The sequence below is a fragment of the Blastococcus sp. HT6-30 genome (assembly GCF_039729015.1).
Lineage (GTDB): Bacteria > Actinomycetota > Actinomycetes > Mycobacteriales > Geodermatophilaceae > Blastococcus.
In genome coordinates, this window is sequence record NZ_CP155792.1 from 2884858 (window position 1) to 2908415 (window position 23558).

The 23558-nt window shown below is 73.8% G+C and carries 26 protein-coding genes and 2 tRNA genes; 13 read left to right on the top strand and 15 right to left on the bottom strand.

From position 1 onward, the window contains the following. Window positions 1-84 precede the first annotated feature (84 nt). Both aroA and rsgA read left to right on the top strand, forming a co-directional pair. Window positions 85-1365, top strand: a complete 1281-nt coding sequence (aroA, locus tag ABC795_RS13890) for a 3-phosphoshikimate 1-carboxyvinyltransferase (RefSeq protein WP_347057779.1) — start codon at window positions 85-87, stop codon at window positions 1363-1365. 26 nt (window positions 1366-1391) lie between these two features. Then, entirely contained in the window at window positions 1392-2384 is a 993-nt protein-coding gene (gene rsgA / locus ABC795_RS13895; protein ID WP_347057780.1) for a ribosome small subunit-dependent GTPase A, read from the top strand. A gap of 68 nt (window positions 2385-2452) precedes the next feature. On the opposite strand, the gene ABC795_RS13900 is transcribed toward rsgA, so the two are convergent. Further along, a complete protein-coding gene (locus tag ABC795_RS13900; protein WP_347057781.1) occupies window positions 2453-3163 on the bottom strand; it encodes a hypothetical protein in 711 nt (236 codons plus the stop codon). Between the two features lie 119 nt (window positions 3164-3282). Beyond that, window positions 3283-3819 (bottom strand): DUF2087 domain-containing protein, encoded by a 537-nt coding sequence (locus tag ABC795_RS13905; RefSeq protein ID WP_347057782.1) that lies wholly within the window; start codon window positions 3817-3819, stop codon window positions 3283-3285. Window positions 3820-3872: 53 nt separating this feature from the next. Here ABC795_RS13905 and ABC795_RS13910 point away from each other — a divergent pair, with 53 nt between their 5' ends. Both ABC795_RS13910 and hisN read left to right on the top strand, forming a co-directional pair. Continuing rightward, window positions 3873-4055, top strand: coding sequence for a DUF2795 domain-containing protein (locus tag ABC795_RS13910; protein ID WP_347057783.1), 183 nt, complete (start codon window positions 3873-3875; stop codon window positions 4053-4055). Between the two features lie 52 nt (window positions 4056-4107). Beyond that, a complete protein-coding gene (hisN, locus tag ABC795_RS13915) occupies window positions 4108-4890 on the top strand; it encodes a histidinol-phosphatase (RefSeq protein ID WP_347057784.1) in 783 nt (260 codons plus the stop codon). A 23-nt stretch (window positions 4891-4913) separates the two neighbouring features. On the opposite strand, the gene ABC795_RS13920 is transcribed toward hisN, so the two are convergent. The 3 genes from ABC795_RS13920 to ABC795_RS13930 form a co-directional block, all read right to left on the bottom strand. Next, complete coding sequence (locus ABC795_RS13920; protein WP_347057785.1) at window positions 4914-5099, bottom strand: hypothetical protein; 186 nt, start codon at window positions 5097-5099, stop codon at window positions 4914-4916. A gap of 187 nt (window positions 5100-5286) precedes the next feature. Beyond that, the gene (locus ABC795_RS13925) at window positions 5287-6336 is read right to left on the bottom strand and encodes an aldo/keto reductase (RefSeq protein WP_347057786.1); all 1050 of its coding nucleotides are present in this window, start codon (window positions 6334-6336) and stop codon (window positions 5287-5289) included. Between the two features lie 50 nt (window positions 6337-6386). Beyond that, a complete protein-coding gene (locus tag ABC795_RS13930) occupies window positions 6387-7100 on the bottom strand; it encodes a phosphatase PAP2 family protein (RefSeq protein WP_347057787.1) in 714 nt (237 codons plus the stop codon). A gap of 329 nt (window positions 7101-7429) precedes the next feature. Between ABC795_RS13930 and ABC795_RS13935 the strand changes: the two genes are divergently transcribed. From ABC795_RS13935 to ABC795_RS13950, 4 genes are read left to right on the top strand one after another with little or no spacing between them, the layout of a single operon-like run. After that, entirely contained in the window at window positions 7430-8380 is a 951-nt protein-coding gene (locus tag ABC795_RS13935) for an SRPBCC family protein (protein ID WP_347057788.1), read from the top strand. A gap of 28 nt (window positions 8381-8408) precedes the next feature. Then, window positions 8409-9581 (top strand): zinc-dependent alcohol dehydrogenase, encoded by a 1173-nt coding sequence (locus ABC795_RS13940; RefSeq protein WP_347057789.1) that lies wholly within the window; start codon window positions 8409-8411, stop codon window positions 9579-9581. A gap of 32 nt (window positions 9582-9613) precedes the next feature. Continuing rightward, the gene (locus ABC795_RS13945; protein ID WP_347057790.1) at window positions 9614-11005 is read left to right on the top strand and encodes a cystathionine beta-synthase; all 1392 of its coding nucleotides are present in this window, start codon (window positions 9614-9616) and stop codon (window positions 11003-11005) included. Then, complete coding sequence (locus tag ABC795_RS13950) at window positions 11002-12141, top strand: cystathionine gamma-synthase (RefSeq protein ID WP_347057791.1); 1140 nt, start codon at window positions 11002-11004, stop codon at window positions 12139-12141. Before ABC795_RS13945 ends, ABC795_RS13950 begins: the two co-directional genes overlap by 4 nt. Before the next feature lie 80 nt (window positions 12142-12221). Here the strand turns inward: ABC795_RS13950 and map are convergent, their stop codons facing one another. Beyond that, on the bottom strand, window positions 12222-12992 hold the full coding sequence (gene map, locus ABC795_RS13955) for a type I methionyl aminopeptidase (RefSeq protein WP_347057792.1): 771 nt from the start codon (window positions 12990-12992) through the stop codon (window positions 12222-12224). Window positions 12993-13213: 221 nt separating this feature from the next. On the opposite strand from map, the gene ABC795_RS13960 reads away from it, so the two are divergent. Beyond that, on the top strand, window positions 13214-14098 hold the full coding sequence (locus tag ABC795_RS13960) for a glycosyltransferase (protein ID WP_347057793.1): 885 nt from the start codon (window positions 13214-13216) through the stop codon (window positions 14096-14098). On the opposite strand, the gene ABC795_RS13965 is transcribed toward ABC795_RS13960, so the two are convergent. After that, a complete protein-coding gene (locus ABC795_RS13965) occupies window positions 14076-14945 on the bottom strand; it encodes a polysaccharide pyruvyl transferase family protein (protein WP_347057794.1) in 870 nt (289 codons plus the stop codon). The genes ABC795_RS13960 and ABC795_RS13965 overlap by 23 nt on opposite strands. A 97-nt stretch (window positions 14946-15042) precedes the next feature. Between ABC795_RS13965 and ABC795_RS13970 the strand changes: the two genes are divergently transcribed. Further along, window positions 15043-15561, top strand: a complete 519-nt coding sequence (locus tag ABC795_RS13970; protein ID WP_347057795.1) for a VOC family protein — start codon at window positions 15043-15045, stop codon at window positions 15559-15561. Window positions 15562-15604: 43 nt separating this feature from the next. On the opposite strand, the gene ABC795_RS13975 is transcribed toward ABC795_RS13970, so the two are convergent. The 5 genes from ABC795_RS13975 to ABC795_RS13995 all read right to left on the bottom strand — a co-directional run bounded on the left by ABC795_RS13975 (window position 15605) and on the right by ABC795_RS13995 (window position 18128). After that, the gene (locus ABC795_RS13975) at window positions 15605-15895 is read right to left on the bottom strand and encodes a GNAT family N-acetyltransferase (protein WP_347057796.1); all 291 of its coding nucleotides are present in this window, start codon (window positions 15893-15895) and stop codon (window positions 15605-15607) included. Between the two features lie 8 nt (window positions 15896-15903). Then, window positions 15904-16122, bottom strand: coding sequence for a ferredoxin (locus ABC795_RS13980; RefSeq protein WP_347057797.1), 219 nt, complete (start codon window positions 16120-16122; stop codon window positions 15904-15906). After that, a complete protein-coding gene (locus ABC795_RS13985) occupies window positions 16119-16355 on the bottom strand; it encodes a hypothetical protein (protein WP_347057798.1) in 237 nt (78 codons plus the stop codon). Before ABC795_RS13985 ends, ABC795_RS13980 begins: the two co-directional genes overlap by 4 nt. A gap of 132 nt (window positions 16356-16487) precedes the next feature. Continuing rightward, window positions 16488-16564: transfer RNA gene (locus ABC795_RS13990), tRNA-Met, on the bottom strand. After that, the gene (locus ABC795_RS13995; RefSeq protein WP_347057799.1) at window positions 16542-18128 is read right to left on the bottom strand and encodes a BCCT family transporter; all 1587 of its coding nucleotides are present in this window, start codon (window positions 18126-18128) and stop codon (window positions 16542-16544) included. Before ABC795_RS13995 ends, ABC795_RS13990 begins: the two co-directional genes overlap by 23 nt. A 275-nt stretch (window positions 18129-18403) precedes the next feature. Between ABC795_RS13995 and ABC795_RS14000 the strand changes: the two genes are divergently transcribed. Continuing rightward, on the top strand, window positions 18404-18592 hold the full coding sequence (locus ABC795_RS14000; RefSeq protein WP_347057800.1) for a hypothetical protein: 189 nt from the start codon (window positions 18404-18406) through the stop codon (window positions 18590-18592). A gap of 67 nt (window positions 18593-18659) precedes the next feature. Here the strand turns inward: ABC795_RS14000 and ABC795_RS14005 are convergent, their stop codons facing one another. Next, window positions 18660-18920 (bottom strand): hypothetical protein, encoded by a 261-nt coding sequence (locus ABC795_RS14005; protein WP_347057801.1) that lies wholly within the window; start codon window positions 18918-18920, stop codon window positions 18660-18662. 129 nt (window positions 18921-19049) lie between these two features. Here ABC795_RS14005 and ABC795_RS14010 point away from each other — a divergent pair, with 129 nt between their 5' ends. Both ABC795_RS14010 and ABC795_RS14015 read left to right on the top strand, forming a co-directional pair. Next, window positions 19050-19628 carry a threonine/serine exporter family protein gene (locus ABC795_RS14010; protein WP_347057802.1) on the top strand — a complete coding sequence of 193 codons (579 nt, stop codon included), beginning with the start codon at window positions 19050-19052 and terminating at the stop codon, window positions 19626-19628. Window positions 19629-19751: 123 nt separating this feature from the next. After that, entirely contained in the window at window positions 19752-20264 is a 513-nt protein-coding gene (locus ABC795_RS14015; protein ID WP_347057803.1) for a hypothetical protein, read from the top strand. Window positions 20265-20379: 115 nt separating this feature from the next. Here the strand turns inward: ABC795_RS14015 and ABC795_RS14020 are convergent. Next, window positions 20380-20456, bottom strand: a tRNA-Met gene (locus ABC795_RS14020). 65 nt (window positions 20457-20521) lie between these two features. Further along, the gene (locus ABC795_RS14025; RefSeq protein ID WP_347060726.1) at window positions 20522-23488 is read right to left on the bottom strand and encodes a UPF0182 family protein; all 2967 of its coding nucleotides are present in this window, start codon (window positions 23486-23488) and stop codon (window positions 20522-20524) included. Between the last annotated feature and the right edge of the window lie 70 nt (window positions 23489-23558).

The window sequence follows — 23558 nt, forward strand, 5'->3', positions numbered from 1 at the left end:
GAGCGGATGAGCGAGCTTGCGAGCTCACCCGAACGCTGAGCACAGCGCTGTCACGTGACCGACGAGCGCTGGCGAGGAGGTCACGTGACAGACGTCTGGTCCGCGCCGCACCACCCGTCTCCCGTCGACGCCGTCGCCACCCTGCCCGGGTCCAAGTCCCTGACCGCCCGGGCACTGGTGCTGGCGGCGCTGGCGGACGGCCCGAGCCGGCTGGTCCGGCCCCTGCGGGCGCGCGACACTGATCTCATGGCCGGGGCGCTGCGCGCCCTCGGGGTGCGGATCGACGACGACGGCGAGGACGCCGTCGTCACCCCCGGCCCGCTGCGCGGGCCGGCCGCCGTCGACGCCGGGCTGGCCGGCACGATCCTGCGCTTCCTGCCGCCGGTGGCGGCGCTGGCCGACGGGCCGGTGCGGCTCGACGGCGACCCCCGGCTGCACGAGCGGCCCAACGCGGGGCTCATCGCCGCGCTGCGGGCCCTCGGTGTCGAGGTGGACGACGCCGGCCGCGGGCGGGCGCCGTTCACCGTGCACGGCACCGGCCGGGTGCGCGGCGGCGCGGTGACCGTCGACGCGAGCGAGTCGTCGCAGATCGTCTCGGGACTGCTGCTGGCCGCCGCCCGCTTCGACGACGGGCTGGACCTGGCGCTGGCCGGTGGCGTCCCGTCCCTCCCGCACGTGGACATGACCGTCACGACCCTGCGGGAGCACGGGGTGGCGGTGGTCGCGACCGACCGGGGGTGGCGGGTCTCCCCCGCCCCCATCGGCGCCGTGGACCGCGTGGTGGAGCCCGACCTGTCCAACGCCGCCCCGTTCCTCGCCGCGGCGCTGGTGACCGGCGGAACGGTGACCGTGCGGGACTGGCCGGAGCTCACCACGCAGCCGGGCGCCCAGCTGGACCGGCTGCTGCCGGAGATGGGCGCGGACGTCTCCCGCACGCCCGACGGCGGACTGCGGGTCTCCGGCGGCAGCACCCTGCAACCGCTCGTCGCCGACCTCGGCGAGGTCGGCGAGCTGACGCCGGTGCTGGCCGCGCTGTGCGCGCTGGCCGACGGCACCTCCCGGCTGACCGGTATCGCGCACCTCCGCGGGCACGAGACCGACCGGCTGCAGGCCCTCGACGAGGTGCTCACGGCAGTCGGGGCCCGCGTCCGCCAGCTCCCCGACGGACTGGAGATCGAGCCGGGCCCCCGGCGCCCGGCCGTGCTGGGCTCCTACGCCGACCACCGCATGGTGATGGCCGCCGCGGTTCTCGGGCTGGCGATCGACGGCGTGCGGGTGGCCGACCCCGGGGCGGTCACCAAGACGCTTCCCGACTTCCGGGAGCGGTGGGCGGCCCTCCTCGGCGAGCGAGGGGGCGCGCGCTGAGCGGCAACCAGCGAGGGTCCCGGCGCATGGACGAGGACGACGTCCGGGTCCGGCCGAGCCGCCGCGGCTCACGGCCCCGCACGCGGACCCGCCCCACGCACGCCGACGCCGTCCCCGGGCTGGTGATCGCCGTCGACCGCGGGCGGATGACCGTCCGCGTCGAGGGGCCCGACGGCCGGCCGGTCGACGTGACCGCGATGCGGGCCCGGGAACTGGGCCGGCACGGCGTCGTCGTCGGCGACCGGGTGCGGCTCGTGGGCGACACCAGCGGCCGTACGGACACCCTCGCCCGGATCGTGGTCATCGAGGAGCGCGCCACGTCGCTGCGCCGCACCGCCGACGACACCGACCCCACCGAGCGGGTCGTCGTCGCCAACGCCGACCTGCTCGTCATCGTCACCGCCGTGACCGACCCCGAGCCCGCGCTGGGCTTCCTCGACCGGTGCCTGGTCGCCGCCTACGCCGGCGGGCTCGAACCGTTGCTGTGCCTCACCAAGACCGATCTCGCGTCGGCGCAGCCGCTGCTGGACCGCTACGCCGGGCTGAGCCTGGACGCGGTGCCGATGTCCCGGGAGCTCCCGCTCGAGGACCTGGTCGGCCGGCTCCGCGACCGGATGAGCGTCTTCGTCGGCCAGTCCGGCGTCGGCAAGTCGACGCTGGTCAACCGGCTGGTGCCCGATGCCCTCCGGGCGACCGGCGACGTCAGCAAGATCGGCAAGGGCCGGCACACGTCGTCGTCGGCCGTGCTGTTCGACCTCCCAGGCGGCGGCACGGTCATCGACACCCCCGGCATCCGCTCGTTCGGCCTCGCCCACGTCACCGCCGACGACGTCCTCTCCGCCTTCGAGGACATCGCCGAGGCCGCCACCGACTGCCCGCCCGGCTGCGGGCACACCGCCGACGACCCCGACTGCGCCCTCGACGCCTGGGCGGCCGCCGGCCCGCCGCGCCGGCAGCAGCAGCTCAGCGCCCTGCGGGTCCTGCTCGGCGCGGTCGGCCAGGTCGGTCCCGGCTACTAGAAGGACGCCCTGCCCCCACGGCTCGCACGCTCACCGCGGATCCCTGCAGGGGCGGCCGTTCCAGCACGTCACCAGCGCCGACGAGGCTGGACGAAGAGGTCGTCGTCCATCGGCTCGTCGACCGCCTCGATCCGCAGGTCGTGGCCCCGTCCCGCGATGTCGGCCCCGACCGCCTCGGTCAGCACGCAGACCCCCGTCTCCGCGTCCAGCCGGACCCGGAACGCGTCGGGGTACGCATCGAGCAGGTGCCGGCCGTCGGCGCCGTACTCGGCCAGGTCGACGGCCCTCGTACGTAGCAGCGGGCAGCAGCCGCACCGCGGCTCGTAGGCGTCGGTCGGCCGGACGAGGGCTTCCCACGCCGCCCGCCCGGCGTGCTCGACCTCCGCCACGGTTTCCAGTTCCAGGGCGGAGACCAGCAACCGGGTGTCCGGATCGCGTCCGTCGCCCAGCTCCACCGGGTCGAGCATCGCCACCCAGTGGTAGTCCTGGTGCATCGGGTCGTCGAGGGAGTGGTCCCACGACGATCGCCGCTCCGCGACCAGGCCGTCGGCCCGGAGCCCGGGCTCCGGCCCGGCGTTCCTCGGCGGCTCCCGGACGACCTGCAGCAGCGCGCCCTCGGTCGTCTCCACCCGCAGCACGTCCGGCCGACGCAGCCAGGCGCGCACGGCGCCGGTCTTCCAGGGGTCACCCGGCCACGACACGGTGAAGCGCAGGGTCGACCAGCGCCACGGCGAGGACCGGGCGAGGGCGGCGAAGGCGTCGGCCGACGGGGTGGGCACGGGGCGAGTGTGCCGCCCGGCCACTGCGCGGGCGAGCGACTTGTCGACGTCACGACCTGTCGACTCGTCGCGGTGTCGGCCGGCCGGGGCACCACCACGAGCCGACACCCGGCGGGGCCTCAGACCTCCACGTAGCCGCCGCTGCGCCAGTAGACCCCGGCGTCCCGGCTGAGCAGGCCCTCGTCCACCAGGTAGCGGCGCAGCGCCGCGACGTCGGGGTGCCACACGGCCAGCAGCGCGTTCACCTCGCGCTCGGGATAGCGGACGCCCGGCTCGAACACGCGCACGAGGTGGTCGAGGACCACGAGCCGCTTGCTGCGCTGGGCGGGGATCGACACCAGCCGGCCGTCGCGGACGAATGCCGACAGGATGGCATCGGCGGCGGGGTCGTCGGAGATCGGCTCCGGTGGCGGCGCGGCCTCCGCCGCCGCACGGGCGGCCGCCCCGAACCGCTCGGTGTGCAGCGCCAGGGAGTGCCCGTCGCGGGCGACCAGCCCGGCGCGGGCCAGCCGCCGGGCGGCGAGCGCGACGTCCTTCAGCGACGCCCCGGAGGCCGCGGCCACCTCCTCGATGGTCGTGGCACCGAGCGCCAGCGCGGCCACCACCTTCAGCCGCACGGGATCGGCCAGCAGTCCCGCGATCGTCGCTGCGTCCACGCGACCGACGGTATCCGTGCATCGGTGCACGGCCGGCGGGTAGGGATCCGATCATGGTGAGCCCCATCGACATCCAGAAGGCCCTGTCCGGCATGGACTACCCCGCGGGCAAGGACGAGATCGTCAAGCACGCCGAGTCGCACGGCGGCGACAAGGAGGTCCTCGACGCCCTCAAGGGGATCGAGGACCGCGAGTACGAGGGCCCGAGCGGGGTCAGTTCCGCCGTCTTCGACTGACGCCCCGCTAGGTTGGGTGCCCATGACGTCGGGTCGGGGCTACTCAGAGGACATGCGGCTGGCACACGTGCTGGCCGATCAGGCCGACTCGATCAGCATGGAGCGGTTCAAGGCCCAGGACCTGACGGTCGAGACCAAGCCGGACCTGACGCCGGTCACGGACGCCGACCGGGCGGTCGAGGAGATGCTGCGGATCACGCTGAGCCGGGCGCGCACCCGCGACGCCGTGCTCGGCGAGGAGTTCGGGACGACTGGTCACGGATCCCGCCGCTGGGTGCTCGACCCGATCGACGGCACGAAGAACTTCGTGCGCGGCGTCCCCGTCTGGGCCACGCTGATCGCGCTGTTCGACGGTGACGAGCCGGTGGTCGGGCTGGTGTCGGCGCCTGCGCTCAACCGGCGCTGGTGGGCGGCCAAGGACGTCGGCGCCTGGACCGGGCGCCGACTGGAGTCGGCCACCCGGTGCCACGTGTCGGAGGTCGCGCAGCTCGGTGACGCCAGCCTCAGCTACTCGAGCCTCTCCGGCTGGGAGGAGCGGGGCGGGCTCGACGGGTTCCTCGGCCTCACCCGCTCGGTGTGGCGAACCCGCGCCTACGGGGACTTCTGGAGCTACGTGCTCCTCGCCGAGGGCGCGGTGGACATCGCGTGCGAGCCCGAGGTGTCGATCTGGGACCTCGCCGCCCTCGACGTGATCGTGCGGGAGGCCGGCGGCCGCTTCACCGACGTCACCGGCGCCCCCGGCCCGGCCGGCGGCAGCGCCCTGGCCACCAACGGCAAGCTGCACGACGCCGCCCTGGATCGGCTGCGGACCGGGAGCCGGCCCACCCCCGCCTGACGGGGAGGGGCCGGCCCGCCGGATCAGTGCGCCGGGCCGGAGCCCGCACCCCGGCCGCCGCCCTGGATGCGGCGGCGCACGTCGTCGATCTTCGCCTTCGTCTTGGGGTCCTTCGCCAGCTGCTGGGCCTTGTCGGTGGCCTGCCGGAGGACCTGCTTGCCCTTCGGGCTGTTGGCGAACTGGACGGCCTTGCTGAACAACGACGCCATGGTGTGCTCGCCCCTTTCCTCGCCGGGAGCCGCGATCCGGCTCCGCTGACCGGTCAACGGTGCCGCCGGCCGCCCGGTTCCGCGCGCACCACCGGGTTCCGCGGAACACCGGGGGTCCTGCGGCCGCTGCGACAGGCCCGCGGTCACGGAGGGACGTCGTCCTCCCGGCCTGCGGTGGGGAACCCGTTCATGCGGATCTCTCCGGGCTGTCCCCGTAGGCGTAGGAGCTGTCGACGTAGCGGCCGCCCACGGCCGCTCCCGGCGGCGCGATGTGGTCCAGGCGGGCGAGCTCGTCGGCGGTGAGCGCGACGGCGGCGGCGCCGACGTTCTCCTCGAGGTAGGAGCGGCGCTTGGTGCCGGGGATGGGGACGACGTCGTCGCCCTGGGCCAGCACCCACGCCAGGGCCAGCTGGCCGGGCGACACCCCCTTGGCGGCGGCCAGGTCGCGGACCGCATCGACGAGCCGGAGGTTCGCCGCGAACGCCTCTCCGGTGAACCGTGGGTGGCCGCGGCGCCAGTCGTCCTCGCCGAAGTCCTCCGGGCTGCGGATCGCTCCGGTGAGGAATCCGCGGCCGAGGGGGCTGAACGGCACGATCCCGATCCCGTGCTCGCGGGCCACGGCGAGGACGGTGTCCCCGCCCGGCCCACCGCCCCCGGCCACTTCGAGATCGCGCGTCCACAGCGACCACTCGCTCTGCAGGGCGGCGATCGGGTGCACGGCGACCGCGCGGCGGATCGAGGCGGCGCTGGCCTCCGACAGCCCGAGGTACCGCACCTTGCCCTGCTCGACCAGCCCGACCATGGCCCCGACGGTGTCCTCGATCGGCACCCGCGGATCGACCCGGTGCTGGTAGTAGAGGTCGATGGTGTCCACGCCGAGCCGACGCAGGCTGGCCTCGGCGCACGCGCGCACGTTCTCCGGGCGGCCGTCGATGTCCACCCCGCCCGAGTCGTTGCGGGACAGCGAGAACTTCGTCGCCAGCTGGACCTCGTCGCGGCGGCCGGCGATGGCCTCGGCGACGAGCTCCTCGTTGTGTCCGCTGCCGTAGACGTCGGAGGTGTCGAGGAACGTGACGCCGAGGTCCAGGGCCCGGCGCACGGTGGCGATCGACTCGTCCCGGTCGGCCGCGCCGTACATCTGGCTCATGCCCATGCAGCCCAGCCCGAGGGCGGACACCACCAGCCCCTCCCGGCCGAGCGTGCGGGTGCCGACGGACGACGGGAACGAGGAAGCCATGGTGCGCATCCTCGCCCGCCCGCGGTCGCGCCCGCCACCGCCCGAGCCGCTCAGGCCGCGTCGCGGGCCCAGGTGCGGGCCGGCGGGGCGCACGGCCGCACGTTCACGTCGGTGGGGACGGGGTGCCACGTGCGCCGGTGGACGCGGTCGGCGAGGGAGCTGAGGGCGGGGAGCGCGAGGAGCACCAGCGCTCCGGCGACCCAGCCGGCGAGCACGTCGCTGACCCAGTGCGTGCCCAGGTAGACGGTGGTCGACCCGACGCTGACGGCGAGGAGGGCGGTGACGAGCGCGGCACCGCGGCGGTGCCGTCTGCTCAGGTACGCCACCAGGCCCCACATGGCGACCGCGTTGGCGGCGTGCCCGGAGGGAAAGACCATGCCGTCGGTGAAGACCTCGGCCGCCCCTGGCAGCACGGCGTCCTCGCCGAGCTGGAGCGGCCCGAGCCGGCCGAAGGCCATCTTGGCCCCGCCCACGGTGACGTTCAGCAGCAGCGTCGTGGCGGCCACCACCAGCAGCGGGCGCTGATCCCGGTCCCGGATGAACCGGACCGCCAGCCAGCCGCCGATCACGACCAGGCACACCAGCCGTTGTCCCAGGAGGACCCAGTAGGACAGCAGCGGCTCCCACTGCGGCCAGCGGGCGGCCGGTGCCCATCGGAGGATCGCCAGGTCCCACGCGACCAGCGCCGACCCGGTGTGGACGGCGACCGCGAGCGCGACGTAGACGGCCAGCAGCACTCCGGCGAGCACGGCACGGAGACGCACCCCTCGTGAGGGCACGGGCAGAACTCCCGGCCCGCGGCGGCCGCCCGGGCACTTCACCACCCGAGGCTACGTACGGCAGCTCTGCCGCGCCGCGGAAGGGCGGGACCGGCTCCGCCGAACTGGCGACGCCCCGGCGGGAACCACGTCTTCGTGCCCGTCCGATGACCGCCCGTGCCCGCTGCGGCGGCGTTTCCGGGTGCGGGCGCAGGGTAGGCGGCCAGGGCGGCCGCGTGCGCCCTCCCCGGCGCGACCACCGCACCCCGTCGCCGTGTGGCTTCCCCCGGGTCACGCCACGTCCCTTCGACGGACCGACAGCCAGGAGGACCCTCATGAGCTCCCGCCCCGTCAGCCCCGGCCTGCGCCGCGCCGCCCGCGTCCTGGGGCTGGCCAGCACCGGCCTCGGGGTGGCCATGCTGCGCGACCCGCAGGGCGTCGCACGGGTCTCCGGCGTCGACGACTCGGCCACCGCGCTCTCGGTGATCTCCGTCGTGGGCGCGCGCGAACTGCTGCACGCACCGCCGCTGCTGGCCGGCCGCCCCGGCTGGGCCTGGACCCGGGTCGCCGGTGACGCGATGGACCTCGCCGCCCTGGGCATCGCCCTCTCCCACCGGGACGGAGAGCGCGGACGCCGGCTGCGCAACGCCACGGCCGCCGTCGCCGGCCTGGCCGTCCTCGACCTGCTCACCGCCGCGCGCTCCCGCCGTCCGGGCAGCCGCGGGCCGGCGCGGGAACTGCTGCCCTCCTCGGCCCCGTGGAAGGGCGCGATCGACGTCTCGTCGGCCACGACGGTGAACAGGAGCCCGCAGGAGGTCTACGACCGCTGGCGGGATTTCTCCCGGCTGCCGGAGTTCATGGCCCACGTGCGCGAGGTGCGCACGCTCGACGGCGGGACGCGCTCGCACTGGGTGGCCGAGGCGCCCGGCCGGCGCACCGTCGAGTGGGACGCCGAGGTGGTCGAGGACTCGCCGGGCGAGCGCATCCGGTGGCGCTCCCTGGCCGGCGCCGGCATCGAGAACGCCGGCTGGGTGGAGTTCCGCCCGGCACCGGGCGACCGGGGCACCGAGGTGCGGGTGCGGCTGGCCTACGCCCAGCCCGGCGGCCGGCTCGGCAAGGTCGTCGCCGGCATGTTCGGCCAGTCGCCCGAGCAGCAGGTGCGCGACGACCTGACCCGCTTCAAGCAGGTGGTCGAGACCGGCCAGGTCGTCCGCTCCGAGGCCACCCCCGAGGGCCTCAGGGCCGGCCGGCTCGCCGCCCAGCGCCCCGCGGCTCCCCGCTCCTGACCCGCCCCGTCTCCGGAAGGACACCCCCGTGCGCGCCACCCAGTGGATGGGCAAGAACCACGTCGAGGTCAACGAGGTCCCCGACCCGCAGATCCTGAACGACCGCGACGCCATCGTGAAGGTCACCTCGACCGCGATCTGCGGCTCCGACCTGCACCTCTACGACGGCTTCGTCCCGACGATGCGCAAGGGCGACATCCTCGGCCACGAGTTCATGGGCGAGGTGGTCGAGGTCGGCCGCGGGGTGGGCAACCTGCGCGTCGGCGACCGGGTCGTCGTCCCGTTCCCGATCGCCTGCGGGAACTGCGTCGCCTGCCAGAAGGGGCTGTTCTCCGTCTGCGAGAACTCCAACCCGAACGCCCGCATCGCCGAGAAGTTCATGGGCCACTCGCCCTGCGGCATCTTCGGCTACTCGCACATGATGGGCGGCTACCCCGGCGGCCAGGCCGAGTACGCGCGGGTGCCCTTCGCCGATGTCGGGCCGTTGGCGATCGACGCCGACCTCACCGACGAGCAGGTCCTGTTCCTCACCGACGTGTTCCCGACCGGGTACATGGGCGTGGAGGCCTGCGACATCTCCCCCGGCGACGTCGTCGCGGTGTGGGGCATGGGCGCGGTGGGCCAGTTCGCCGTCGCCAGCGCGAAGCTGCTGGGGGCCGAGCGGATCATCGCCATCGACCGGTTCGACTACCGGCTGGACAAGGCGAAGGAGGCCGGCGCCACCGACGTCCTCGACTACGAGCAGGTCGACGTCCTCGACGCCCTCCAGGAGCTGACCGCAGGCCGCGGGCCGGACGCCGCCGTCGACTGCGTCGGCATGGAGGCCCATCACCCGAACGCCGCCATCCACGCCTACGACCGCGCCAAGCAGGCCACGATGTCGGAGACCGAGCGGCCGCACGCCCTGCGCGAGGCGATCCTCGCCGTGAAGAACGGTGGCACCGTCTCCATCGTCGGCGTCTACGGCGGGCTCATGGACAAGTTCCCGATCGGCTCGCTGATGAACCGGTCACTGACCGTCAAGACCGGCCAGGCCCACGTCCAGCGCTACCTGAAGCCGCTGTACGAGCGCATCCGCAACGGTGAGATCGACCCGAGCTTCGTCGTCTCGCACACGCTGCCGCTGGCGCAGGCCCCCGAGGCGTACCGGATGTTCCGCGACAAGGAGGACCGCAGCAACAAGGTCGTCCTCAAGCCCTGACCCGCACCGAACCCGGTCCAGGAGGACGCCCCGTGCAGTACGCCGAGTCCGTCGTCGACCTGGTGGGGAACACCCCGCTGGTGCGGCTCTCATCGGTGACCCGCGACCTGGGCCCCGACGCCCCGCTGGTGCTGGCCAAGGTCGAGTACCTCAACCCCGGCGGCTCGGTGAAGGACCGGATCGCCGTCCGGATGGTCGACGCCGCCGAGGCCGCCGGTGAGCTGGGGCCGGGCGGCACGATCGTCGAGCCGACCAGCGGCAACACCGGCATCGGCCTGGCCCTGGTCGCCCAGCAGCGCGGCTACCGCTGCATCTTCGTCTGCCCCGACAAGGTGGGGCAGGAGAAGATCAACGTGCTCAAGGCCTACGGCGCCGAGGTGGTCGTCTGCCCGACCGCGGTCGACCCCGCCGATCCGCGCTCGTACTACTCGGTCTCCGACCGGCTCAGCCGCGAGACCCCCGGCGCCTGGAAGCCCGACCAGTACTCGAACCCGTTCAACCCGCGTTCGCACTACGAGACGACGGGTCCGGAGATCTGGGCGCAGACCGACGGCCGGATCACCCACTTCGTCACCGGCGCCGGGACCGGCGGGACGATCAGCGGGGTCGGGCGCTACCTCAAGGAGGCCTCCGACGGCCAGGTGCAGGTCATCGGCGCGGACCCGGAGGGCTCGGTGTACTCCGGCGGCACGGGGCGCCCCTACCTGGTCGAGGGCGTGGGCGAGGACTTCTGGCCGACCACCTACGACCGCGATGTCGCCGACGAGATCGTCGCGGTGTCCGACGGCGACTCCTTCGCCATGACCCGCCGGCTGGCCCGCGAGGAGGGGCTGCTGGTCGGGGGCTCCTGCGGGATGGCGGTGGTGGCAGCGCTGCGGGTGGCCGAGCGGCTCGCGAAGGACGACGTCCTGGTGGTGCTGCTGCCCGACGGCGGCCGCGGCTATCTGAACAAGATCTTCAACGACGCCTGGATGGCCGACTACGGCTTCCTGGAGGCGACCGGCGGCGAGACAGTCGGCGAGCTCCTGCACACCAAGCGCGGGGAGACGCCGACGCTGGTGCACACCCACCCGAACGAGACCGTGCGCGACGCCATCGACATCCTGCGCGAGTACGGCGTCAGCCAACTGCCGGTCGTGCGCGCGGAGCCGCCGGTGACCGCGGGCGAGGTGGTCGGCTCGATCGACGAGAAGACGCTGCTCGACGCGCTGTTCGCCGGCCAGGCCTCGCTGTCGGACCGGGTGGAGAAGCACATGTCGCCCCCGCTGCCGATCGTCGGCTCCGGCGAGGCGGTGAGCGCTGCGGTCGCCCAGCTCGGCTCGGCCGACGCCCTGCTGGTGCACGTCGACGGCAAGCCCGCCGGCGTGGTCACCCGCCAGGACGTGCTCGGTCACCTCGCCGGCGTCGGGCAGGTGGCCCGGTGACCGGCTTCAACACCCGCGCCGTCCACGCAGGCCAGGACCCCGACCCGGCGACCGGCGCGGTCATCCCGCCGCTGCACCTCACCACCACCTACAAGCAGGACGGGGTGGGTGGGCTGCGCGGCGGCTACGAGTACAGCCGCAGCGGCAACCCGACCCGGGACGCGCTGCAGCAGCAGCTCGCGGCCCTGGAGCAGGGCACGACGGCGCTCGCGTTCGCCTCCGGGCTGGCCGCGGAGGACACCCTGCTGCGCACCGTCTGCCGGCCCGGCGACTCCGTCGTCCTGGGCGGCGACGCCTACGGCGGGACGTTCCGGCTCATCTCCCGGGTGCTCGAGCCGTGGGGTGTCGGCTACCGGCCGCTGGACCTCGGCGACCTCGACGCCGTCCGGGAGGCCGTCGCCCCGGGAACCACGCGGGTCATCTGGTGCGAGACGCCCACCAACCCGCTGCTCAACATCGCCGACATCGCCGCGCTGGCGCAGATCGCGCACGAGACCGGCACCGTGCTCGTCGTCGACAACACCTTCGCCTCGCCCTACCTCCAGCAGCCGCTGACGCTGGGCGCCGACGTCGTCGTGCACTCGACGACGAAGTACCTGGGCGGGCACTCCGACGTGGTCGGCGGGGCCCTGGTCACCGGCGATCCGGAGCTGGCCGAGCGGCTCACCTACAACCAGAACGCGATGGGTGCGGTCAACGGCCCCTTCGACGCCTGGCTGCTGATGCGCGGCATCAAGACCCTCGGCGTCCGGATGGACCGGCACTGCGCCAACGCCGAGCGGATCGCCACATTCCTGCTCGACCACCCCGCCGTCGCCTCGGTGCTCTACCCGGGATGGCCCGAGCACCCGGGGCACGACATCGCCGCGCGGCAGATGTCCGGCTTCGGCGGGATGCTCTCCTTCCGCCTGCGCGGCGGCGAGGAGGCGGCGCTGCAGGTCTGCGAGCGCACCCGGCTGTTCACGCTGGCCGAGTCGCTGGGCGGCGTGGAGTCGCTCATCGAGCACCCGGGCCGGATGACCCACGCCAGCGCCGCCGGCTCGCCACTGGAGGTGCCGGCCGACCTCGTGCGGCTGTCGGTGGGCATCGAGGACGCCGACGACCTGCTCGCCGACCTCGCGAGCGCCCTGGGTTAGCTCACCGCGCAGCGTCAGCGGAAGGACCCTGTCCGCCTCACCCTCGCGCGCGCTGGGGGCGAGCCTCTGGACAGGGCCGGTCAACGCGGCATGGTGAGGATTCTCGGGCCGTCCTCGGTCACCGCGACCGTGTGCTCGACGTGCGCGGCGCGGCTGCCGTCGGCGCTGCGCAGGGTCCAGCCGTCGACATCCACCGTGTAGTCGTCGGAGCCACCGGCGAGGAACCACGGCTCGATCGCGATGACCAGGCCGGGCCGCAGCCGCACCCCGCGGCCGGCGCGGCCCTCGTTGGGCACCGACGGCGCCTCGTGCATGGCGCGCCCCACCCCGTGGCCGCCCTGGTCGGTGTTGATGCCGCACCCGCCGGCCCGGCCGACCGCGCCGATCGCCGCGGAGATGTCGCCGATCCGGTTGCCCACGACGGCCGCCGCGATACCCGCCGCGAGCGCGCGCTCCGTGGTGGCCACGAGCTCGAGATCCTCCGGCCGCGGCGTGCCCACCGGAAAGGTGATCGCCGCATCACCGACCCAGCCGTCGAGCACCGCGCCGGCGTCCACGCTGAGCAGGTCGCCGTCGACGAGGACGTCCGGCGTCGGGATGCCGTGCAGCGCGACGTCGTTCACCGACAGGCACAGCACCCCGGGGAACGGCGGGGTGGTGGTCAGGGGTGCGTAGCCGAGGAACGGCGACGTGGCGCCGGCGTCGGCCAGCACGTCACGGGCGACGGCGTCCAGCTGGGTCAGCCGCACGCCCGGCGCCGCGAGCGCCCGCACCGCGGCGTGCATGTCGGCCACCACCGCGCCGGCGGCACGCATGGCGTCGATCTCCCCCGGCGTGCGCAACTCGATCATCTCGGTCCTTCCGGTGGTGATGTCCCGTGATTATCACGGCCATGGTGCGACCGCCGCTGAGCCCGAGCAGCGCGAGCGCGGCCGCCGGCTGGACGGGTTGCTGCGGGGAGCGCGCGGCGACCGGGAGCGGTGCGTGGAACCCGATCCAAGGCCGCTGCCCCCCCGGCCGGACGGCGCGCAGTGCGTGTTCGAGGACCCCCCGCGCACGGTACGGGGACCAGGTGACTCCTCCTCGCGTGACCGTCGTCGTCGCCACCCGCGACCGCCGTGAGTCGCTGCTGCGCAGCCTCGGCCACCTGACCGGCCCGGGCGCACCGCCGGTGATCGTGGTGGACAACGGCTCCTCGGACGGCACCCCGGCCGCCGTCCGCGCGGAGCACCCCGACGTCTCCGTGGTGGACCTGCCCGGCAACCGCGGGGCGGTGGGCCGGACGGTCGGTGTGCAGCGCGCGGGCACGCCGTACATCGCCTTCGCCGACGACGACTCCTGGTGGGAGCCCGGCGCCCTGGGGCGGGCCGCCGACCTGCTCGACGCCCACCCCGGGGTCGCCCTGCTCGCCGGCCGGGTGCGGATGGCCGCCGACGGCTCGGTCGACGCGGTCACGCGCAAGCACCGGGCCGCCGTCCTCGGAGCGACGCCGGGGAGCCCCGGGCCGGACGTGCTCAGCTACCCGGCCTTCGCCACGGTGCTCCGCCGGGACGCATACCTGTCCGTCGGCGGCTTCTCACCGCTGCTGTTCTTCGCCGGCGAGGAGCACCTGCTGGCCCTCGACCTGGCCGCAGCCGGATGGCAGCAGGTCTACGCCGACGACGTCGTCGCCTGGCACGACCCGGCCGGCCCGGCGACCGTGGCGCCGGAACGGTGGGCGCTGCAGACCCGCAACGACCTGCTGGTCGACTGGCTGCGCCGGCCGCTGCCGGTCGCGCTGACCGCCACCTGGCACCTGGCCCGCCGATCCGTGTCCGATCCCGCGGCGCGGGCGGCGCTGCGCGGCTGGGCCGTCCGGCTGCCGGCCGCGCTGCGTGAGCGGCGGCCCGTCCCGGCCGACGTGGAGCGCCGGTTCGCGCTGGCGCAGCGACCGCTCAACGCCCCAGTTGCCGGGTGAACCACCGGCGCGCGCTGTCGTTGCCGGCCGCGCCGCGCTTCCGGGCCCGGGTGACCGCGCCGGCGAGCTCGCCGTCGAGGCAGCGCGCCAGGGCGGCGTCGAGCGCCTCGGATGTCACCTCGCCCGCGGAGAGCACCAGCGGCCACTCCAGCGCCCGCGCCTGAGCGGTGACCTTGGCGCCGCCCTCGACCGGGTCGCAGGCGATGACCGGGCGGTCGTGCTTGAGCCCGAGGACCAATCCGTGCAGCCGCATGCTCACCACGGCGTCGGACCGCCGCAGCAGGGCCTCCACCTGCGCCGGACGACGCGGATGGGGCTTGTCGAACAGGTCGGTGTCGATCGGGAACCACGGCAGCGCCCGCGCGGCCAGCCACTCCTCGATCACGCCGCGGACCCGGTCGGCCCGGCTGCGGTCGCCGTACTCCCCCTGCACCGGCGCGAAGGCGACGGCCAGCACCGGGGCCTCGGGCGCCGGCCCCTCGATCGCCAGGTCCGGCCGCGTCACGCCCGGCGCATCCCGCTCCAGGACGGCGTCGAACATCGTCCGGGCGAGGTCGTCCACGACGGAGACGTTCACCGCCCAGCGTTGCGCACCGGCGAACGCGGAGGTCAGCTCGGGCAGGGGCGGCAGGTCACCGACCGGTCCCGTGGTGAACACCAGGTGCGTGTAGTCGGCCGGGTCGACGTCGCGCCAGTGCACGCCCCGGTGCAGGTACGGCGCCCAGGCGACGTCGTGGTCGATGCCCAGCTCGGTGAGCCAGCCCACCACGGCGTCGGCCCCCAGCTCGTCGCCGACGGTGGCGATCACCTCGTCGAAGCTGAACCACCCGGCCACGAGAACACGCATGGTCCCCACCTTGGCAGCTGGGCGTGCGGCGGGCATGCGCCGGGAACGAGACGCGCGTCTCGCCGGTTACCGCCGGTGGACGCCCCGAGCCAGGAGGATGCCAGCCGTGAGCACCACCGAGAACGACCGTGACCTGAGCGCGCTGGAGGCGGCGCGCGCCCGCATCCGGGAGGCGCACCTGCGCCCGACCGGGCAGCGGCCGGCCTCGACCGCACGGGGGCTGCACCACACCGCCCTGATCAGCAGCGACGTCGAGCGGACGGTGCGCTTCTACCAGGACGTGCTCGGCTTCCCGCTGACCGAGCTGATCGAGAACCGCGACTACCCCGGCTCCTCGCACTTCTTCTTCGACATCGGCAACGGCAACCTGCTGGCCTTCTTCGACTTCCCGGGCCTGGACGTCGGTCCGTACGCAGAGGTGCTCGGCGGCCTGCACCACATGGCGATCAGCGTGGACCCCCAGCGGTGGGAGCAACTGGTGCAGCGGCTGACCGAGGCCGGCGTCGTGCACGAGGTGCACAGCGGCGTCTCGGTCTACTTCCGCGATCCCGACGGCGCCCGGATCGAGCTGATCGCCGACCCGCTCGGGAAGATGTACGGCTCGAAGGTGCTGTGACGCGGACCGGTGGGGCGGCCGGGCCGCCCCACCGGTCCCGGGCTCAGCGGTCGGTGTCGGCGACGAGGTCGGCGTAGTCGGGGTGCCGCTCGATCCAGCCCGCGACGAACGAGCAGCGCGGGACGACGGACCCGCCGCGCGAACGCACCTCGTCGAGGGCGGCCCGCACCAGCGTGCTGCCGAGCCCCGACTGGCCGGCGTCGGGGTCGACCTCGGTGTGGGTGAACACCAGCGTGTCGCCGCGACGCTCGTAGGCGGCCACGCCCAGCACGCGGTCGCCGTCGCGGATCTCGAAGCGGTCGGACTCGGGGACGTCGGTGACGGTGGTCTCCATGGAACGGGTCAACCGGCCGCGGGAGCCGACTGTTCCGGTACCAGCCGGAGGGCCTTCGTCGGGCACTGCTGGACCGCCTCCTCGGCGTCGCGCACGTCGCCGCCCTCCGGGTGGGGGCGCAGCACCACGACCGTCCCCTCCTCGCCCACCTCGAACAGGTCCGGTGCCAACGCCTCGCAGGCCCCCGCCCCCACGCAGCGCTCGAGGTCGGCCTCCAGCCGGCTCACCGGGCGCCCGCGAGCCGGGCCGGGAGCCGCGTGAGCCCGTCGACGGACGACGACCGGAGGCGAGCCGGCGGGCCGGTGATCTCCAGGTCGGGCAGCTGCTCGGACACCTCGGGAAAGGTCACCGCCGGCTCCCGGCGGGCCATGTCCCGGTCGGACCGGTCGATGCCGAGCTCGGCGGCGCCCACCGTTCGCGGCGGAACGGTCTCCGGTGCTGGTACGGCGTCGACGGACACGTCCGGTCCTCCCTGAGCGGCGGTCGTGCTCCGCACGTTAGAGAGGTCGGCGGTGACGCACAACACCCCGCGGCGACATCGCCGGGACGGATGCACGAAGGCCCGGTCACATCCGTGACCGGGCCTTCGTCGTGGTAGCGGGGACAGGATTCGAACCTGCGACCTCTGGGTTATGAGCCCAGCGAGCTACCGAGCTGCTCCACCCCGCGTCGGTGAAACCACCGTACCACTCTCGACGCGGGTCGCGCCGCCCACCCCGTCGTCCGACCGCTCCGGCTGGCCGGCCGCCGACGGCACGGGGACCCGCGGTTCCTGCCGAAGGCCCTTCACCAGCGACACCAGCACCAGCAGCAGCACGATCGCGAACGGGAACGCCGCGACGATCGATGCGGTCTGCACCCCCGCCAGCCCACCGCTGACCAGCAGCACCGCCGCCGACGCCGAGATCACCAGGCCCCACGTCACGCTCACCACGCGCGCCGGGTCCTGCCCCTCGCGGGTGCTGAGCGACCCGAGCACGAAGGTGGCGGAGTCGGCACTGGTGATGAAGAACGTGACGATGAGGATCATCGCGCCGACGGCGGCCACCAGGCCGCCCGGCAGCGTGTCGAGCAGGGCGAAGAGCTGGGACTCCGTCGGCTGGTCCGCCAGCCCGGCCCCGTCCTGCTCGGCGACGATGCCCGCACCGCCGAAGACCGAGAACCACAGGCCGCTCACTAGCGTCGGAACGCCGAGCACGCCGACGACGAACTCCCGGATGGTGCGCCCACGCGAGATGCGGGCGATGAAGGTGGCCACGAACGGCGACCAGGAGATCCACCAGGCCCAGTAGAAGACCGTCCAGCCGTTGATCCACTCGGCGCGCTGGGTGTCGAAGGGCCCGGTCTGCAGGCTCATCGTGGGCAGCTCGGTGAGGTAGCTGCCCAGCGTGGTGGTGAAGGCACCCACCAGCCGGCCCGACGAGGCCGTGAGCAGCACGAAGGCGAACAGCCCCACCGCGAGCACGACGTTGGCCGTCGACAGCCACTTGATCCCGCGGTGGATGCCCGAGAGCGCGGAGACGAGGAAGAGGACCGTGACCACCGCGATGATGCCGAGCTGCACGCCCGGGCCGATCGCGATGCCGCCGTCGAGCGCGGCCAGGCCGCCGTTGATCTGCGCGGCGCCGAGGCCGAGGGAGGTCGCCACGCCGAACACGGTGGCGACCACGGCGACGGTGTCGACCGCGACGCCCAGCGGACCGTCGACGCGGTCACCCAGCACCGGTCGGAGCGCGCCGCTGATCGTGGCCTTCCAGCCGCGGCGGAAGCGGGCGTAGGCCAGCGCCAGCGCGAGAACCGCGTAGATGCCCCAGGGGTGCAGCCCCCAGTGGAAGAACGAGTAGCGCAGCGCGTCGCGGGCGGCCTCGGTGCTGGCGGGGTCGGCCGTGGGCGGCGACAGGAAGTGCGACACCGGCTCGGCCACGCCCCAGAACACCAGCCCGATGCCCATCCCGGCGCTGAAGAGCATGGCGAACCAGGCCGTCGTGCTGTACTCCGGCACGTCGCCGTCCCGGCCGAGCCGGACCCGGCCCCAGCGGGATGCGGCCACGGCGATCACCGCCACCAGGACCGTGGTCGCGGTCAGCAGGTAGAACCAGCCGAACCGGTCGACGACGAACGACTGCGTGGCGGCGGCGGCGGAGGCGAGCGCATCGGGGGCGACCGCACCCCAGACCACGAACGGGAGCACGACGGCCAATGAGGCCCAGAAGACAGCGGATGTCCTGCGCACGGGTGAGCGAGTCCTCCTGTTGGAAGTGGCCGGCGGTGCCGGGCACGACGAGACGGAGGGCGGACAGCCCTCGAACCGACTCCTCAGCATGCAGGGTGACCCTGCGGAGCGCACGTCGCACGGGGTGAGAAGACCCACGCGCTGGCGCCGTTCCCGGTCGGGGATGGTGGTCGCGTGCCGACCCCGCCCACCGGACCGCTGGACGCCTACCGCGCCCTGGAGCTCGCCCTGGAGGCCGGCGAGCTGTCCTGTCGGCCGGGGCGAGCGCTGCCGAGGTGACCGCGACCTGCATCGCCGCCGCCCGCGCCGGCAGCCTGCGCCGGGTCCAGTGCGACATCACCTTCACCTCGATCACCGTCTCCGGGCACGCGGCCGACGACGCAGGTCCGGGCTGCGGCTGGTGCAGCAGCGAGCGCTCGACCACTCCCGCGCGACGGCCGTGCACGACGTCGTCGGCGCGCTGAGCGAGGACCGGATCACCCCGGCCGAGGCAGACGACCGCCTGCGAGCCGTGTCGCGGGCCCGGCACACCTACCGCCGCGCGGTCGTCACCGCCGCCCGGGCGGTGCTCGCCGCCGCGGTGGCCCTCCTGCTGGGCGCCGGCCCGCTGGTCACGGCCGCCGCGTTCGGGGCCACCGTCCTGGTCGGCCTGGCCATCGACGCGCTGGGCCGCCGCGGGCTGCCGGCCTTCTTCCAGAACGCCGCCGGCGGGTTCGTCGCCACGTCGGTGGCGCTGGCGCTCGTCGCCGCCGACCTCGGCGTGCGCCCCTCGCTCGTGGTCGCCGGCGGCATCGTGCTGCTGCTGCCGGGGGTCACCCTGGTCGGCGCGGTGCACGACGCGATCACCGGCTTCTACGTGACGGCGAGCGCCCGGGCGTTCGAGACGCTCCTGCTCACGGCCGGATCATCAGCGGCGTCGCCGTGGCCCTGTCGGTCGGCGTGCGCCTGGGCATCCCGGTGCGCATGTGGGATCCGCCGGTCGGCGGCATGGACGACGTCCCGCTGCAGCTCCTCGGCGCCGCCGTGGCGTCGGCCGCCTTCGCGGTGTCCAACCACGCTCCGCGGCGGACCCTGCTGCCCGCCGCCGCCGCGGGCGCCCTCGGCTGGGGGGTCCTGCTCGGGCTCGACGACGGCCTGCGGCTGTCCCCGACCCTGCCGTCGGCGACCGCTGCCGTGGTGATCGGCCTGGGCAGCTACGCCCTGGCCCGCCAGCAGCAGGTGCCCGCCGTGGTCTACGTGTCCGCGGGCATCATCCCGCTGCTGCCCGGGCTCGCCATCTACCGCGGGCTGCGCCAGCTGACCGAGGGCGACACGCTCGGGGGCATCACGCTCCTGGGCACCGCGGCGACGGTCGGGCTGGCCCTGGCCGCCGGTGCACTGCTGGGCGAGTACGTCGGCCAGGCGCTGCGCCGCAGCGCGGTCCCGGCGGAGCGCCGGCTCACCGGCCTGCTGCAGGCGCGGCCCGACCGCTGGAGCCGGCGGAGCGCCGCGCGGGTGTGACCGGCGCCGGCCGGTGGCGTCGGCACGTGCCCGTGGGAAGCGTGTGACGCACCGGACCACGGACGGTCGGCACCGGAGCGCGCCTTCCCGGACGGCCCTGCCGGCCGACCTACAGTCCGTTTCGTGGCGGGGGACGTGGCGGTGAGCAGGTTCGTCGGTGCCCCGCAGCCGGTGGAGATCCACCACGGCGGCATCTGGTACTCCGGAGAGCTCCTCGGCTGGCGGCACACCGACGGAGGCCGCGTCTCGGCCCGCGTGCGGTGCACCATCGACGGGCTGCGGCACTCGACGTGGAAGGACCTCACCGACCTCCGGCTGCCCGACCCGGCGCACCCGCCCCGGCGGGAGCCCTTCCCCGCGCCGCCTGCCCGGCCGACCGTGGCCGGGGAAACCGTGCCGGAGGAGGACCGCACGCGACCGCACACGCTGCTGGCTGCCCACACCAGCCGGCCACGACCGCCCGCGCACGCGGTGGCCCCTCCCCCGGCGGCGGAGCTGCGCCCCCTGCCGGCGGCACACGCGCACCCGGCGGCAGCGCCGGCGCGACTGCGTCCCACGCCGTACCGGCGGACGCCCCGGCAGGCCGACGAGTGCTCGCGCGACCGGACCGACGCACGCGCTGCCGGGAGGGGCTGAGCTCGCGCTGAGCCTGCGCCGCACGCCTGCACCACGGACGGGCCGCGCGCCGCTCCGGTGCACGACCACCCGCGAACGACGAAGGCCCGGCCCCTGAGGGGCCGGGCCTTCGTGGTGGTAGCGGGGACAGGATTCGAACCTGTGACCTCTGGGTTATGAGCCCAGCGAGCTACCGAGCTGCTCCACCCCGCGTCGTGCCACCAGAGTAGCAGGCCGGTGGAGCCGGTGTGCACACGGCCCACCGGCTCCACCGCGGGTCACTCGGCTGCCGCCGCCTGCTGGGCCGCCTGGTAGGCGTCGACGGCTGCCTGGAGGTCCTCCAGGGCTTGGCCCTGACCGGCGAAGTCGCCGCCCCGCTGGGCGCTGGACAGGGCCTCGAGCGCGGCGTTGATGTCCTGGACGGCCTGCTCCATGTCCGGCGTGGCCGGCAGACCGTCCGTGCCGTCCGGCGGGATCGGCACGTCGGTCGGATCGGCCGGCTGCTCCACGCCGGGGGTGTCCTCCCCCTCCTCCGCCTCGGTCGGCACCCCGTCGGCGTCGGACGCGACCACCCCTGCGCCGTCGCCGAACACCTGGTCCAGCGCCTCGGAGAGGGTGTTGGCGTAGCCGATTCGGTCACCGAAGTTGACCAGCACCCGCTGCAGCAGCGGGAAGCCGCCCTCCCCGGTGCTCTCCACGTAGAGCGGCTCCACGTAGAGCAACCCGGCGTCGCCGATCGGCAGCGTCAGCAGGTTGCCGAACACCGCATCGGAGTTCTCGCTGTCGAACAGCGTGAGGTCGGGGCGCACCTGGTTGTTGGTGATGAACGCGTTCTGCACCTGCCCCGGACCCCGGAATGGAGTGTTGCCGGGTAGTTGCAGCACCTGGAGAGCGCCGTAGGTCTCCGGCGCGCTCGACGCCGAGATGAACGCCGACAGGTTCTCCCGCTGGAAGGCGTTCAGCGCACTGGTCAGCTGGAACGTCGCCTCGTCGTCGCCCGGCCGCTGGGCCAGGATGTAGTACGGCGGCTGGTTCTCCTCGGTGTTCTGCGTCGGGTCGTCCGGGATCTGCCACCGGTCGCTGCCCTCGTAGAAGGCGATCGGGTCGTCGACGTGGTAACGGGTCAGGATGTCCCGCTGCACCTTGAACAGGTCCTCCGGGTACCGGACGTGGCTGATCAGTTCGTCGCTCATCTCGCTCTTCGGCTCGATCACGCCGGGGAACGCCTTCATGAACGTCCGGAGGACCGGATCACCCTCGTCCCAGGCGTAGAGCGTCACCGTGCCGTCGTAGGCGTCGACGGTGGCCTTCACCGAGTTGCGGATGTAGTTCACCGTCTCGTTCGGCAGCGCGGTCGTGCCGGTCCCGGTGAGCGCATCCGCCACGGCCTCGCCGAGCTGCATCTGCTCCGAGTAGGGATAGGAGTCCGACGTCGTGTAGCCGTCGAGGATCCAGGTGACCCGGCCGTCGATCACCGCGGGGTACGGGTCGCCGTCGACCTCCAGGAAGGGTGCGACCTTCTCCACGCGCTCGCGCGGGTCGCGGACGTAGAGGACCTTCGACTCCTCGTTCACCGCGTTGGAGAGCAGGAAGTTGCGCTCGCGGTAGTAGATGGCGTAGGTCAGCTGCCGGAAGAAGCTGCCGATCGCGACGCCGCCCTCGCCGTCGTAGGTGTTGTTGACCTGCCGGTCCTCGGAGCCGCCTTCCGGCAGGTCGAACTCGCGCGGGGCGGCCCCCTCGGGCGCCCCGACCACGGAGTAGACGTCCTGGCCGTTGACCTGGATCAGCTCGCCGTAGTAGATCCGGCTCTGCTCGACCGGGATGTTCCCTCGGGTCGGCAGGTCGCCGGTGGTGAAGTTCGGCTCGCCGCCCTCGGAGCCGGCCACGACCTCGTTCGCCGGAGCGGCGACGAAGCCGTGCCCGTGGGTGTAGACGGTGTGCCGGTTGATCCAGGTGCTCTGGTTCTCCGACAGCCCGGCGCTGTCCAGCTCGCGCACCGCCACGACGTAGTCGCCGGTCTCGCCGTCGACGGTGTAGCGGTCGATGTCGAGCTTCTCGGGGAAGCCGTACACGTTGCGGATCTGCTGGCGAGCGGTGAACGTGTCGGTCAGGACGTTCGGGTCCAGCAGCCGGGCGTTCGGGATCGTCTCGGTGTCGTTGCGCAGCTCGGCCAGCGCAGCCTCGGGGTCCACCTCGTCGCCGGTGGTCTGCTGCGCGTAGTCGACGTAGTCGATCTGGTCGAGACCGTAGGCATCCCGGGTCGACTTGATCGCCCGCTCGATGTAGTCCGCCTCCTTCTCGTTGGCGCTCGGGTTGACGACGAACTGCTGCACGATCGCCGGGTAGGCGACGCCGATGACCAGGCTGGAGACCAGCAGCAGCACCAGGGCGGCGGCGGGCAGCAGGAAGTTGCGGACGACGATGTTGGCGAAGAACGCCACGGCGCAGACCGCCGCCACGAAGACCAGGATGGTCTTCGGCACGAGCAGCGCGTTGACGTCGGTGTAGCTGGCGCCGGTGAACACGACACCGCGGTCGGAGTAGACCAGCCCGTAGCGGTCCAGCCAGTAGGCGACGGCCTTGAGGGCGAGGAAGAAGCCCAGCAGCACCGACAGCTGGACCCGCGCGGCCGGGGTGAGCTTCTGCCCGGGCGTCTGCAGCCGCAGCCCGCCGAACACGTAGTGCGTCAGCAGCGAGCCGATCAGCGCGAGGATGACGATCGCGAAGCCGAAGCCGAGCAGCAGCCGGTAGAAGGGGTAGTCGAAGACGAAGAACGACAGGTCGATGCTGAACTGCGGGTCGGTGCGGCCGAAGTCGGTGCTGTTGCGGAACGACAGCCAGGTCTCCCAGCTGCTCTGCGCGGTGAACCCGGCGAACAGGCCGAGCACGACCGCGATGCCGGTCAGCACCAGGCCGCGGCGCGGCTCCAGCGACTGCCGGTAGCGCTCGAGGTTCTGCTGCTCCAGCGACATCGGCCGGAACGTCGGCCGGAACCGGTAGGCCAGGTACATCGCCAGCGCGGTCAGGCCGCCGGTGGCCACGCCGGCGACGGCGAAGAGCAGGGCACGGGTCTGCAGCTCGGTCCAGAAGACCTCGGTGAACCCGGTGGAGTCGAACCACAGGTAGTCGACGTAGACGTTGGTGAGCGTCCCGACGACGGTGAACAGCACCAGCAGCACGGCGATGGCGCCGATGACCAGCTTCGCGCGCCGCGACAGGGTCGGTACCGGCACGGGGGGCCGCATGGCCACGAGCGGGCTCCTTCGATTTGCAGGCGTGGCCTCGCAGGCCACGGGACGACCGACCGCGAGGTCG